The 13,755-nt window shown below is 39.7% G+C and carries 16 protein-coding genes; 6 read left to right on the top strand and 10 right to left on the bottom strand.

What is annotated here, in order from left to right:
• On the top strand, window positions 1-801 hold an 801-nt coding region (locus tag AC5WOF_RS15870), incomplete at its 5' end, for a tetratricopeptide repeat protein (protein WP_496050924.1).
• 146 nt (window positions 802-947) lie between these two features.
• Here AC5WOF_RS15870 and AC5WOF_RS15865 read toward each other — a convergent pair.
• Window positions 948-1,130, bottom strand: a complete 183-nt coding sequence (locus AC5WOF_RS15865; RefSeq protein ID WP_496050923.1) for a hypothetical protein — start codon at window positions 1,128-1,130, stop codon at window positions 948-950.
• A 573-nt stretch (window positions 1,131-1,703) separates the two neighbouring features.
• Here AC5WOF_RS15865 and AC5WOF_RS15860 point away from each other — a divergent pair.
• Both AC5WOF_RS15860 and AC5WOF_RS15855 read left to right on the top strand, forming a co-directional pair.
• Window positions 1,704-1,880, top strand: a complete 177-nt coding sequence (locus AC5WOF_RS15860) for a hypothetical protein (protein ID WP_496050922.1) — start codon at window positions 1,704-1,706, stop codon at window positions 1,878-1,880.
• 61 nt (window positions 1,881-1,941) lie between these two features.
• Window positions 1,942-2,538, top strand: coding sequence for a hypothetical protein (locus AC5WOF_RS15855; protein WP_496050921.1), 597 nt, complete (start codon window positions 1,942-1,944; stop codon window positions 2,536-2,538).
• A 213-nt stretch (window positions 2,539-2,751) separates the two neighbouring features.
• On the opposite strand, the gene AC5WOF_RS15850 is transcribed toward AC5WOF_RS15855, so the two are convergent.
• From AC5WOF_RS15850 to AC5WOF_RS15835, 4 genes are all read right to left on the bottom strand, one after another.
• Window positions 2,752-2,877, bottom strand: a complete 126-nt coding sequence (locus tag AC5WOF_RS15850; protein ID WP_496050920.1) for a hypothetical protein — start codon at window positions 2,875-2,877, stop codon at window positions 2,752-2,754.
• Between the two features lie 208 nt (window positions 2,878-3,085).
• On the bottom strand, window positions 3,086-3,325 hold the full coding sequence (locus tag AC5WOF_RS15845) for a hypothetical protein (RefSeq protein WP_496050919.1): 240 nt from the start codon (window positions 3,323-3,325) through the stop codon (window positions 3,086-3,088).
• Window positions 3,326-3,424: 99 nt separating this feature from the next.
• Window positions 3,425-3,994, bottom strand: a complete 570-nt coding sequence (locus tag AC5WOF_RS15840) for an MFS transporter (protein ID WP_496050918.1) — start codon at window positions 3,992-3,994, stop codon at window positions 3,425-3,427.
• Window positions 3,991-5,460: an FAD-binding protein gene (locus AC5WOF_RS15835; protein ID WP_496050917.1), complete on the bottom strand. Its 1,470-nt coding sequence runs from the start codon at window positions 5,458-5,460 to the stop codon at window positions 3,991-3,993. The genes AC5WOF_RS15840 and AC5WOF_RS15835 overlap by 4 nt, the downstream gene beginning before the upstream one ends.
• A gap of 277 nt (window positions 5,461-5,737) precedes the next feature.
• Between AC5WOF_RS15835 and AC5WOF_RS15830 the strand changes: the two genes are divergently transcribed.
• The gene (locus tag AC5WOF_RS15830; protein WP_496050916.1) at window positions 5,738-6,343 is read left to right on the top strand and encodes a hypothetical protein; all 606 of its coding nucleotides are present in this window, start codon (window positions 5,738-5,740) and stop codon (window positions 6,341-6,343) included.
• A 182-nt stretch (window positions 6,344-6,525) separates the two neighbouring features.
• On the opposite strand, the gene AC5WOF_RS15825 is transcribed toward AC5WOF_RS15830, so the two are convergent.
• Genes AC5WOF_RS15825 through AC5WOF_RS15815 form a run of 3 tightly spaced genes read right to left on the bottom strand, consistent with a single transcriptional unit; the run spans window position 6,526 to window position 8,848 of the window.
• Window positions 6,526-7,329, bottom strand: a complete 804-nt coding sequence (locus AC5WOF_RS15825; protein ID WP_496050915.1) for an efflux permease Rv1217c-related protein — start codon at window positions 7,327-7,329, stop codon at window positions 6,526-6,528.
• Window positions 7,326-8,210: an ABC transporter ATP-binding protein gene (locus AC5WOF_RS15820; RefSeq protein ID WP_496050914.1), complete on the bottom strand. Its 885-nt coding sequence runs from the start codon at window positions 8,208-8,210 to the stop codon at window positions 7,326-7,328. Before AC5WOF_RS15820 ends, AC5WOF_RS15825 begins: the two co-directional genes overlap by 4 nt.
• Complete coding sequence (locus tag AC5WOF_RS15815; RefSeq protein ID WP_496050913.1) at window positions 8,207-8,848, bottom strand: TetR/AcrR family transcriptional regulator; 642 nt, start codon at window positions 8,846-8,848, stop codon at window positions 8,207-8,209. The genes AC5WOF_RS15820 and AC5WOF_RS15815 overlap by 4 nt, the downstream gene beginning before the upstream one ends.
• 256 nt (window positions 8,849-9,104) lie before the next feature.
• On the opposite strand from AC5WOF_RS15815, the gene AC5WOF_RS15810 reads away from it, so the two are divergent.
• Together AC5WOF_RS15810 and AC5WOF_RS15805 are read left to right on the top strand one after the other, a co-directional pair.
• Window positions 9,105-10,316 (top strand): IS110 family RNA-guided transposase, encoded by a 1,212-nt coding sequence (locus tag AC5WOF_RS15810; protein WP_496050912.1) that lies wholly within the window; start codon window positions 9,105-9,107, stop codon window positions 10,314-10,316.
• Window positions 10,317-10,472: 156 nt separating this feature from the next.
• Complete coding sequence (locus AC5WOF_RS15805) at window positions 10,473-10,724, top strand: hypothetical protein (RefSeq protein WP_496050911.1); 252 nt, start codon at window positions 10,473-10,475, stop codon at window positions 10,722-10,724.
• A gap of 1,160 nt (window positions 10,725-11,884) precedes the next feature.
• Here the strand turns inward: AC5WOF_RS15805 and purU are convergent.
• Window positions 11,885-12,772, bottom strand: a complete 888-nt coding sequence (gene purU, locus AC5WOF_RS15800) for a formyltetrahydrofolate deformylase (protein WP_496050910.1) — start codon at window positions 12,770-12,772, stop codon at window positions 11,885-11,887.
• 65 nt (window positions 12,773-12,837) lie between these two features.
• Window positions 12,838-13,704, bottom strand: coding sequence for a fructosamine kinase family protein (locus tag AC5WOF_RS15795; protein ID WP_496050909.1), 867 nt, complete (start codon window positions 13,702-13,704; stop codon window positions 12,838-12,840).
• Window positions 13,705-13,755 lie beyond the last annotated feature (51 nt).

The following is a 13,755-nucleotide window of genomic DNA, read 5'->3' as shown; positions in this document are numbered from 1 at the left end:
GAATATGTCAATATCGGCTTAAACGAATACCATGAGACATTGGATAGAGCAGATATCAGAAACTCATTATTGAGTAATAAAATACTATATCTAATGAAATCATCAAAATCAGATCATGCGGCACAAATCCTCAATGAAGTGTGGGAATCCATAGAAGCAATTGATCAAAAGAAAGTCGTTTTAGATTTATACAAATTTCGTTCCATTATTTTACGTGAACGAGATATGTTCAAGGAAGCTACTTCCATTTGTAATGAAGGAATTCAACTTGCTCGTAAAACCCAAATACAAAACCGACATCTTGATTTAATCAATGTAATGGGAAGTATTCTTTTTAAACAAAAAAAGTTCGATCAAGCTTTTACTCGTTTTCAAATGGTTCTTAGTATGGATCAAGAATTAGATTTTCCACGAAGACATGTAGATACCCATACTTATCTAGGAATTTTTTACTCTAGTCAAAAAAACTGGAAATCATCCTTTGATCATGCTACACAAGCGATAGAAATTAGTCGGGATATTTCAGATATTTTTCGATTATCAAGAGCATTAATTGTACTAGGGGATATCCTTTTCAAACAAAAGCAATGGCAAAATGCTATACCTTATTATCAAGAAGCTACCAGACTAACCAAAACACATGAATTTCCAAGCAGAATGTACACTGCTTTAAATAGATTGACTCGTTGTTATGATATTCTAAACATGCATGAGGATTTTTTAAATTCCATGAAACAAATGTTTGAAATTCAAAGTGAGCTAAAATTAACAAGTGAGGATGAGATTTATGACAACTTTTAAAGAAAATATAGGATGTATTTTATTTAAAAGAAGAGGAGACGATGAGGAAACAAATAATTAATCAAGACCCACTGAGTTACTTTTAATTTATTGAGACTACTAATCACGTGTAAAAAGGGATGTATCCATCACGAATACATCCCCTTTTACATTTGCACTTTCTCCTTATTCCCCCATACCACTTGCTTTAATCCCCATGCATTACTCTGTTGTTCTTGCTTTGGAGGTTTTGGTGGTACACAACTACAGGGATAATCTTTTGTAAATGAACATCCCCCTGCGATCAAAAGGAAGGAAATACATAATATCAGAATCAGACTTTTATTCATATCATCGCCACTTTCCTATGTTTTTCGAGAATGTATACGAGAGAAAATCTTATAAGTTCATAACCAAAAATTAAATTCGTTATCGATTGCTTTTACTATTGTATATTGTATCAAAAGTTCCACTTTTAAATCTAATACTCTACTTGAGCAAAAATAGATTGCCAATCCTAAATGATATTGAACCAAGTATCCACCATATTATTTTCTTACTCAAAAATAAACACCCTCCGTCTTACCTAAATACATTATAGGCAAACTATATTATAACAATTTTCTGTATTTAAAGGATGATTCACCTCATTTTCTCACAAGGTTTAAAACAGAATCAGAAAACAAGTTACCCCTCTCTCGAATGTACCGAAAAACCGAAACGTTTCGGTTTTTCGGCTTTCGGTAAATGGTGGGGGCGGGAGGATATTTACATAGTTTTCCATCTGTCACTGTGATACTCTTTAAAATAGAGGTGGTTTTAGAAACCAATCTATCATAATATAGGAAGTAACTTTGAAACTGTACTCGTAACATCCTTTCAACACTTGTCACCCACCTACTTCATTCTAAGAGGTGAAAGGTATGCTTTATCTAGGTGTATCGATGTTCTGGGGCAGTGACAACAAGGACAAAGACGAAAAAGAAGAGAAAAAATCTTACACTGGTCATTGTGCAGCGTGTGGAAAACTTTCCAACTTCGAGTGGAACGGGAATCATTACCAGTGTACGAATTGGGGCTGCGGAGAAGAAGTAAGATAGGAATCTAGCAGGGTAGAAGGCTTTTCGTCTTCTATCCTTATTTATAAGGAGATGATTTCTTTTGGATTGCTTCCAATCTGAACAGGCATTTATCATGGGAATGAAACCAGCAGTAATGACGAATGATAAGTACAATATGATTCATTATCTGAAAGAAAAGTACCCATTCTTTACTCTTCAAGAACGACCAAATTTTAACGAATACATATTTTTTCAGGATGAGTTAGGAAAAGAACGTTTTTTAGATAGAATGGACAGAAATCCGGATCCACTGAATCCTGAACACATTCGAGTGTTAGGCTTAACACTAGGGTTTCCTCCAAAAGCAGTCGATTATTTTGTAAAACTCCACTTTGCAACATCAGATAAACCTGCTTTATCTTTACAAAATGTAGGATTATACTACTGTGGAATACATTGTGCAAGCTCCATTGATACGCTAATAGAAGATGTCCTTTGGCTGTGGGACAAGTACCCCTACCCAGAAATAGACACCCTACAAATACGTTACCATCGCAGAAACATAGAACAACTATGTAAGTTAGATTATGAAGATGTGCAGTCCTTACGATTTTTTCAACAAATTCTAAAAATGACTATTGAATTGGAAAATCAACATATATACACACCTAGTAAATCAATTATGATAGAGAACTAGAACGCAGTGGATTAACCAGATTCATGGAATGAAAGTATATATAAATTCAGATCGAACATTCCACATCCTATGGGGAAAATTCAAATTTATCCATCACTTTGCCTTTCATTCTAATAACTTTCCCATCAACTTCTAAACCCACTTCTTTCATTCCATTTTTTATAAAATGCTATTGCCTGCTGATTCAACGGAGAAACTCTCAATGATATTCGCTTACTCCTTTTGTTTTGATAAATTCATAGTATATTCATGAAGGTATTTTCCGTAACCTTTTCCCCTGTATAACGGAATTAAATAATATAGATTTACATATCCGATGTTTTCATCTCTATATTTCATAATCTGTAAATCTAGTTGTCCAACGTACTTATCTAAGATTTTACTAATTATAAGAAATACATTTCAGTATTCTTTCGGTGTATTGATTTACTTTGCAACTGTAAAGAGTCATTCCAAAAGAATGACTCTTCTTTATATAAATATTCTTATTATCGGGCATCTGAACAGCTTAGGCTGCTCAGATATGCTAGGAGGCAACTCCCAGTTCTCACCGGCCCTGTTGGAAAGCCTCCACGATGCATGCCAAGTACGCATCATATGGGAGGGGATGGGAAGCATTCAGGCTAACACCTAGCAGCTCCTCACATTTGGCGTTCATCGCCAGATAGACCATACCCTCACTGAATTCACAGTAGTAGATCACGATTTCCGCGACCGAACTGGCATTGGCCTTGATCAGATCGATTCCAGCTTGGAGGATTTGATCGCTGATACTTGCTTCAACCATGGACTCTCCATTTTGCATCAGAGCTTGCTTATTTTAAGAATAGCATAATCGTTTAAAATACGCATTATCATCTCTTTTTCCATCACCAATATGGATTCATCAAACCTTTTCTATCGAAAAAAGCTTACTTTTTGCTTGTATTTTGCTATTTCTCCCAATCATCCAAGCGCTCACCCCATACAATGCAGCACTTATATAAAATAAAACATCAATGGTTAACCAGTCGATCAAATAACCTCCCACAATAACGGCAAATCCAGAAGCTATGGATGTCCAGAAGTGATAACTGCCGATATCCTTCCCTCGATCTCCCTCAAGGGTATGGTCTGCTAATAATACCCGCTCACTCATCCTCTGCATCGCATTACATATTCCCATCAAAAGTTGGAGCACGATTACCCATGCAAACTGAAGTACCCACGGAAAGGCAAACATAGCGATCATCATTCCAATTGAGCTGAGTACCAATATTTCATGTGCTCTGCTGTCGAGACGTGATGCTATAACTTGGGAAGTGATGGCAGAACTCAACGTAAAAACTGCAAAGGCTAGTCCATATTTGGAATAACTATTCCCTAAATTTTTTAAAAATAACAGATAATACGGATAGATCATCCCGGATGCTAACGTGACGATACTCTGTGACCGAATGAGCCATTTAATTTTCACGACCCGCTCTCCTTTACATATTGTTGATAAAAATAATTCATGAACAGGCGATCACGGTCATATTGATTCTTTTTTTGATAGAACCGCTGATAGTTTGGATATGCTCGTTGATATTGTTTGACAGTTGGATAAGGTGCATAGGGAAGATAGTAAGTTCCATGATATTTTTCTACAACATCGATGATTTGCTGTATATGTCCCCGAAATGATCGTTGCCCTTTATCATCGAGGGAAACATGGAACAGGCAAACAAGGGCAAACATATCCGAGTTCGCATAAGATAATGTCGATTCTTGATCTTTGTTCACATATCGAACGGTAATATTTAATAGATTTACATTGGAACCCTGTAACACTTTTCTCATATCGGCAACAAATGGGGCAAACTGGTGAATAGGGATAAAGTACTCTTGCAGTAAATCATTTTCTCCTGTCCCGTTATACTCCATAAATTCGCTTTCTGAACGCATTGCATTATTGCGACTTATCAGTTTATTGTTCTGAGAAAAGATAAACTTTCGCTGTAACTTCCAAAACACTTCTTTTCCCCAGTCAAAATTCCGATTTATCTGAAATCCTATTTTAGAAGGAATGACCCATTTTTCGCGTTCTTCCAACTGATTATACTTTGTAAGGGGTTCGGATTTTTCTTGTTTATAATTCAAGACATACATATCTTGAAGAAAATTACTTGGTGCTATGGAGATCCTCGCGATATGCATCCGCATCTGCGGATTTCCTTTTACTTGTTGAAGGAAATAATTGGTGTAATGATCTACCGAAACGGAATCGGTTATCATACGATAGAGCTCATCCTCTGTCAATGTGAGCGTTACATCTAAAATCACACCGTACAACCCAAATCCTCCGAGAACTAACGGAAACAAATCAGCGTTTTCCTTCCTGCTAACTTGAATAATCTTGCCCTCTGCTGTCAACAAACGAAAAGATTCCACGCTTTTTATCATTGACCCATTGCGAATATCCCTACCATGTGCATTGATACTGATCGATCCACCTACTGTAAAAATATTTTGTGACTGCATGGTTTTAATCGACAGATGATATGGATTAATCTTTTCTTGGATGTCCTTCCAAGTTGCCCCAGCTTGTACCGTAATTTTCTTTTTAGCTGGATCAAAAGCAAGGATTTTATTGTAGGAAGTCATATCAATGACAATGCCGTCTTTATAATACGTATGCCCTCCCTGACTATGACGTTGACCAGCGATAGATAAGCTCAGATGTTTTCTCTTTGCTTCTCTTATTAATTGGATCAACTGGGCTTCTTCTTTTCCAGCTACCACTTTTTCTACTTTAACAGGATGCAGTCGACTATAATCGGTTATCAGATATGGATCTTGGTCTAACGCATCCGTATATTTGTAATTCCATAGACACAAGGTGAAAAGCAAAACAATAGCAAGGAACTCCTTTTTCCAAAGCAAACGTAGTTTCTGATTCATACTCCCTCCGTTTAAATGATTTTTATTCTTCCATTAAATCTAACTAGTATAAATAGACTTATTAAGTGTAATTTTACACTTTTAAAGTAAATTGTCAATGTATATACAAAAAAATCAAAAAAAAAAAGTGATCCTTAATAAGGTTCACTGTACTATTTTGTGAAAAATATCTGTTTAAAGGATGTACTTATAGTAATGTAATAGTTCCTTTTTAAACTGTATGATAAGATAAAATTAGAGATTCAACCAGTTCAACTCGACCGGAAAGGGTCTAGAGATGACTGACAACAACACCTACGGGCTGTATTCTGAAGCCAGTGGTGGCTGGCTCAATCTGATCATCGTACTGGGCCGGGACCTCTCGAAGTCGGATCTGCTGGAGCAGATCGCGTACATCGAGGCCACCAACGAACTGTCGGACGGCGAGAAGCATGTGATCGCCCAGGTGAAGAGGGAGCTCGAAAGCAAGGAACCGACGGAGCTCAGCTTCTTCGAACTGCTGAAGAAGCTGAACGACTTCAGGATCAGCCTGAAGGACTTCGAGTCCAAGCACCCCTCGCACTACAACGAAATCAACAAGCTCCTCCGTGTGTTCGATTTCGAGATCGAGCTCCACCTCCTGGCGGTGTACGCGGAGGACTACTTCATTAAGGAGAACGGGAAAGCGAGGCTCCACTCACTCCTCTCCCCGAGCTGGCTCCGCAGCCATGAGGAGTTGGACTCCCTGCTTGCGTGGGACGGCCAGAAGCAACACCTCAAGGAGCAGGACCCCTTTGCCTTTGAGGCCACCGAGCTCAGGATCAGGCTGATCAACCTGAAGCTCATCCTGTGGCGCAACCACTGCCGCCCTGTGGACGAATCGAGGAATTCCACGAGGCCGTGAAGTACGTCAAGGCCAGCGCGTAGGCATCAGAACCACGTCCATCTCGTAGGTGAGCACATCAGAGGAATATTCTTCTGATGTGCTGCCGATAATAACTTTTTTATATAAATGAAGCACTTGCCATATTGATGTGAAAATGCTTTTTATACAGGCAGTTGATTAAATTGTATCCAAAACATGTCTTAAACAGGCAGATCTTTACGCCTAAAAACAACAACTGCCATAAGAAAGAAAAAAGCAGTTGCTATTAGCAGTCCAATGGACAAGGGAACAACATCCACCGAACCATCCGCTATCTTCCCCGGATCAAAAGCATGGAAAATTGTAAAGTTACGCAGCCAATCCAGCTTTTCACTCACTTTTCCCACAACGTCCAAAATGAGAAATAAGATCGTGATACCAGCTGAAACGGATACTGCTCTGCGTTCATCATTAAATAGGCAAGAAAAGAAGAAACTATAAGCACTTATAACTGCAAACGTAAGAAAGCCTATCAGATTGATTTTTAGAAAGGTATGCATATCAAGCAGCGATTTATCGATAAACCATGTATCACTAAGCCACGCACCTAGCACAACACAAAGACAAATAAATACCAAACCAGTCAGTAAAAATAAAATTTGTGTAAGGATGACACGGATTCTCGTATTTGGAGTGGCAATCAGATAGGCCATCGAACCTCGATCTACTAAACGAGCTACCAGATGATTGGCAGTGAGCACACTATACACGATCAGTAAAATCAAGTAGATCATGCTGTAAAACTCGGCAATTAAAAAGCCTGTTAAGGTACTCAAACCATCACTGAGATTAAACGCTTTTAATACACCTTCTGGCATTGATTTTAACAATTGATCCATGTTTTGATTCGCAATGGTTGGAAAGAGCATCACATAAGCCACCATAATGACAAAGGAGCCAAGACCCATATATAACATAAGTTTTCCATTGGTTTTTATCATGGTGCGATACAAAGAGCCAATCATGATTTCCCCTCCCGATCATAGTAATGCATAAACAATTCTTCTAAGTTTTGGGTGTGCAGATCGAGATTGCGAACATCAAACTTCGCGAGCGTCTGGAAGAATAATTGGTAATTCCCTTTGACCATTATCTCCACTCTTTCTCCCTCTTGCCCGCTAATCTGTAGCCCTGTAGCTTTTAACTGTTCTACTTCTTTTGGACTTCCAAGTGTAACCACAAATATTTTGCGCTGCTGCTTCCTCACTTCGGAAACATCACTTACACTCACCATTCGTCCATCTTTAATCAAACCAACTCGATCACAGGTTCGTTCGATTTCTTGAAACATATGAGAAGACATCAAAACTGTTTTCCCACGCTTTTTCTCTTCTTCAATCAGCTCTACAAACGTCTTTTGCATAAGTGGATCGAGTCCAGAAGTTGGTTCGTCTAAGATGTATACACTTGGATCATGCATAAATGCGAGCACAATCCCTACTTTTTGCTTCATTCCCTTGGACATTTTTCGAATCGGTACACTAGGGTCAAATTGAAATCGCTCGATTAATTCCTCTCTCCGTTTCTTTTCCTTCAACCCTCGCATGTCAGAGATTAACTCTATCAGCCCAGAGCCATTCATATTTTCCATCAGCGAGATTTCCCCAGGGAGATATCCGACTTTTATTTGAATCTGAGCTGCATCTTTCCAACAATCCAATCCATCTACTCTCGCTGTTCCTTTTGTCGGATGAAAGAAACCCATCAAATGGCGGATGGTCGTCGTCTTACCTGCACCATTAGGACCAAGAAATCCAAAAACTTCGCCTTCGTGAACGTCAAACTCGATATCAAAGATTCCTTTTCCATTAGAAAAACGTTTGGTCAAACCTTCTAGCTGGATCATCCCTTATCTTCCCTTCGATAAATGCCATGGCGAAAAATTTCTACCAACAGCTCCACATCCTTCATCATTTCATGCCAATTTTTTAGACCCTTATCGGGTTGTCGTAATGCTTCTTTTACCATTTGTTGTGCCATAGACTCAAAGCTGAAATAGATGTACTGCAATGCTTTTTCTCGATCGATATCTGACCGAAAAACAGACCAATCAATCCCATCCATCAGCATAGGAGTTCGTAGTTTAGCAGCTTCTGCCATCCTAGTTTCAAATGCTTCTGGAAATCGATGTTGAATATCTTCATACGCAGTAAGAATAAATACATATACCAATGGTTCTTCTTCGCAGATTTGCAGCTTTGTTTTGGATAAAACTATCAACCTATCAAAAAAATCCGTTGGCAGATTAGTCAATCTAGGTTGGAAAATCTCCCAAAATATATCGGTGCATTGATCATAAGTAGCTAGATAGAGATCTTTTTTGCTCTTGAAATAGTGAAACAACAACCCCTTTGAAATTCCAGCCTCTTGAATAATTTGATTGGTGGAAGCTTTATCATACGTATGCTTCGTAAATTCTTTCATCGTTGCTTCAAATATCTTATTCCGTTTATCTATTGGGACTTGTTTATACAGATTTAGCAACGTCTCACCTCCTCGTAGGTTAATATCATTCATAGACAGGGCATAGAGCCTGATCTAACATAAGAATTGGGTACGTTTTGGGGAGATTCATCACCTCCTTGCGAGATTTCTAATCATTGCTGGTGAAAGACTAATCCCCCAAAATGTCTCTATCTACCTACTAGACGATCTTTAGGGCGTAGTGTTGCTATACACCGAATCTACGAGGCCATCGCAACGATAGATGAACCCAATAGAGAAAATGGAGAGGATGTTCATGAACTATTTTGTAGGAATTGATCTTGCCGATCGTAAACATGATGTTTGTATCCTAGATTCTTCTGGTAACGTTCAGAAAGAATTTATTGTTCCTCATTCGCCAGAAGGGGTTGATCGGGTACTACAAGAAATTCGTACCTTCACAGTCGATTTTGCTAACGTGATCATTTCTGCCGAAACTTCCAAAAACTTATTCATCCAGTACTTACATGCTTTAGGCTACACTATTTACTCGATTAATCCGAAGAGTGTAGATCGTGCTCGTGACCGTTTTTCTTCAGCAGGTGCAAAAGACGACACAAGAGATGCACGAGTTTTGGCAGACTTAATCCGTACGGATCGACACCAATATAGATCCATTCGAATAGATAGCCCAGAACTAAAAGAGTTACAAATCCTTGTTCGTGATCGAGAAGCTCTAGTGACCTTGCGAGTTCGAATGGAGAACCAGATCACCACTTGCCTAAAAAGCTACTATCCACAGGCTTTGGGATGCTTTTGTCGGTTAGATCAGCCATCTACCATTCAGTTTTTAAGGGCTTTTCCAACACCAGAAGCATTTGCCAAAGCGAATCTGAGCCATTTGGAGAAAGTTCTTCAAGGCTGTTACAACTACCGCTGGAAAAAGAAAGCAGAAGAACTTTTCCAGCTTGCAAAACAAAAACAATTTCCGGTGGATGGTGCAACTTCTCGTGGAAAAAGCCGTTTCCTCTTATCTTTACTCAGCCAATTAGAGATGCTGATTCAAGATATCCAGCAGTATGACCAGGAAGTAGAGCACTTGGTAAAGTCTCTTCCTGACAGTGAGATATTTCTTGCTCTCAAAGGTGTAGGAACCAATTTGGCTGCCAGAATTATGGTGGAGTTTGGCGATGATCGTTCCTATTACCCCCATGCCAATGCAATTCAGTGTGAAGCAGGAACTGCTCCTGTTACCCGAAAGAGCGGAAAAAGACGCTTTGCTCATTTTCGTAGAGCTTGTAGAAAAACCTTTCGCAACACCATGCAGCAATTTGCTCTGCAAATGGTGAAATATGAGCCGTGGAGCAAAGAAATGTTCCAAAAGCATCGAAAGCAAGGTCGCGGTACAAGTGAATGTTTCCGGATTGTAGCCAATACTTGGTTGCGAATTTTATTTGCCATGTGGAAGCAGAAAACTCCCTATGATCCAACGATTTTCCTCGATTCAAAAGCTAGAAACGCTGCTTGACATTTAGAATACATACTTTTACAAGTGGGGATTAGGTATTTATTTCCATTAATCCCTTGGTTTCGTGTTGCCTTTTTGGAGATGTTTTGAGATATCTTGAAGAAAAACAAAAATAATGAAATAATAATACAAAGTGTTTGGACAATGGGAGTTGCAATGGATTTTCGTCCCCTCTTCAACGCCGCTGTGACCACTATCGTCGCTGCGAAGAACACCAGCTTCTCCCCGAGTGCTGACGATTTCCTTCGTAAGGGAAAGACGGCGGCGCAGGAGAAAGCTAAGACCCTTGATCTTCAAGTAAGCGACGAGACTCTGACTGAGATCAGCGATGATGCCTTCAAAGCTGCGTTTCCTTCCGGTGGGGAGTACGAGTCGGGGTTGAATAAGTACCGCACGTACGGCGAATGATGGGTGCTTCTCTCACCCAAACAACGCTCGCTGGATGGTAGAAGTATACTATCCAGCGGGCAAATTTCTGTCATCTCGGACTACCCCCCTTTTTCTTTGTCTACCCCTACTGATTTTATTTTTCATAGATTATTGACTTAGGGCGTCTTTGACCAGATGGTCGTTTTCACCACTATAACACCTGTTGACCATATGGTCAAACGGTATGAATAAAAGAAATGTTGATGTTAAATTATTATCTAGCATTAAATGTTAAGCGTTAAAAAAACACTTGATCCCCTATAAAGATCAAGTGTCTTATCATATTCTCTATTCCATTACATTCATGTTAAAAATATGGAGAGGCCTCATCTCCATGTCATAGCAAGATGAGGCGTCCTGACATCTAGCAACAAGAGCAGATATCAGGAAAGATCGTCCACCTCAGTCCTCACTTATCGATGATCTTCGCCATCTGCTTCTTGTACGACTCCGCCTGTCGCGGGCTGACCGTATTGGCAGGGTTAGCCGGGTCGCCGACACGCACAGTATGATCGTCCATCAACGTGACCTTCTGACCCCTGATGTTAACGGTCATAACCTGTTTCGTCATAATGCAAGCTCCAAGGTTGATCCGATCTCACTATCATCACTTTACTGGAAATGTTATTAGTAGAAAATGCATAAAAAATGGATATAAGTAATTATGGAGAGAAATTTCAACCTTTTATAAAAAAACGCCCAATCTAAGTTGGACGTCTCTTACAAAACAAAGATTATATGAATAAAGAGCGATCGACCGCCCGAATCTTGTCTCTCAACAGATCCAGACGGTCTTACCCCATCAGGAGGTCAGGAGGTTATTTACTTCCGGCCGACAGGTAGAGCGTGTACCGTCCGGGGACAGAGCGAACCTGCGTTCCTCTCTGATTCCGCACATAGATCGCATGGATTCGACGCTTCCCTGCGTTACGCTTCTGTGCGATACGCTGCATCACCCGCAACCGGTAGTTGCCACTGCGCCTGACATTCTTACGCAAAACGACTCCTTGGTGAGGAAGGGACGACATTGTCCTTGTTTAAATTTTATTTGCTATTCCTTCTTATTTCAATATTAAAATCAATGAGATGATATCTAATGAAACACTTTTTGTTTTATTGACAATTAGTAAATGAAATTTCTACCCAGGAAATACAATCGTCTTATTCCCATGCACCAACACTTGGTCATTCACATGCCAAGAAACAGCACGAGCGAGTACAATTCGCTCTACTTCACTTCCAATACGAATTAATTCCTCTGGTCTTTGGCGATGGCTGACACGCTGGACATCTTGTTCGATAATCGGGCCTTCATCTAACTCTTCTGTCACATAGTGGGCAGTAGCACCAATGAGCTTGACACCGCGGTCAAACGCTCGCTCATATGGATTTGCGCCGACAAATGCTGGTAAAAAAGAGTGGTGAATGTTAATGATCTGATTCGAATACACATCGATCATGCTTTTGGGGATTATCTGCATATATCGAGCTAAAATGACCGTATCTACTTCTTCTCTATGTAAAATTTCCAATTGTTCAATCGCTGCTTCTTCGCGAGTTTCCCTTGTCACAGGGATATGATAATAAGGCAGTCCATATGGTTCCACCAATGGTCTACAATCAGGATGATTGCTGATCACTACTTTTATATCTGCGTCTAATTCTCCCATTCGCCATCTCCACAATATTTCTTGCAGGCAATGGTCATATTTGGAGACGAATAATGCGATTTTCTTCTTATGAGAAGCCAGAGAAATTTTCCATTCCATTGCAAATTTATCCGCAATTGGTTGAAATTGTTCACGTAAATAAACTTGCTTCTCTTCTAATTCATCCAACTGAAAAGCAATGCGCATAAAAAAGATACCATTTTCCTGCTCTGTCGCATGCTGATCGGAGTGGATAATATTTGCTCCTTGTTGAAACAAAAATTGAGAAACTGCGGCAACTATTCCTGTTTGGTCGGCACAGGAAATAAGCAATCTGCCCACATCTTTTTGCGTTTTTGCTGTATGTGTTGCATCCAACTTCCATTCTCCTTCACTGTTCAAAATAGAAAAGCCTACAGGTCGGTACCTGTAGGCACTCCCTCTTATAACGAAACATAACGGTCAAGCATATCATCGACTTGTTTTCCGTATGATGATTCTCCATAATAATTTAAATGCAGTAGTAGATAGTATAACTGATATATTCCTTTCCGATCACTATATTCTACTTCTAAGGGATTTATTTCCTCGTAGGCTTGATAAAACCTTGGGGAAAATCCACCAAATAACTCTGTCATCGCGATATCTACTTCTCTATCTCCATAACTCACAGATGGATCAATGAAAACAGGCTCTCCTGTTGAACTGATAAATGTATTTCCACTCCACAAATCACCATGTAACAAAGAGGAGACTGGTTTTGCTGGGAGGAAATCTTCTAATCTTTCCATTAGCTTTTCGAGCTTTTGCAACCGATCTGCATAAAGAAAACCTTTTTCCAGACCGATTTCTTTTTGCACTTGTAATCGCTTATCCCGAAAGAAAGAGACCCAATCATCTGACCATGCATTTCGCTGAGGGTAGATTCCCAAGTAATTATCTTCCACAAATCCAAAAGTAGTATGAGTGGTTTGATGGAGTAATCCGAGTTTTCGTCCTAGTTCTTCTTCCCCTTTTTCAGACCTCACTCCAGCAGGAACCCACTCTAACCAAAGACTTCCACCCGTCTCCTCATCATACTGATAGCTATATACTTTAGGAACTCGCACACAGCAAGATAATGCGGACAATCCCATTGCTTCTTGGATAAAGAAGTTTTCCGGCATATTTGTATGCGCTTTCAAAATGTACTTGTTGATATCCGTCTCCACATACGTCACCTGATTGATGCTGCCACCAGAAACCGCTTTTATCTCCCGTATGCAACTCTTGTCGCCTAGCTCACGCAATGCTTCTAGCAAATAAGTCAATGCAGATTTCCTCCCTTTTTTTCTCCTTTTTTGAATATTGTATATGTTACA

It is taken from the genome of Shimazuella sp. NTD250, from assembly GCF_059510375.1.
The sequence above is the reverse complement of the archived record's forward strand: the minus strand, read 5'-3'. Positions and strand labels throughout refer to the sequence as shown.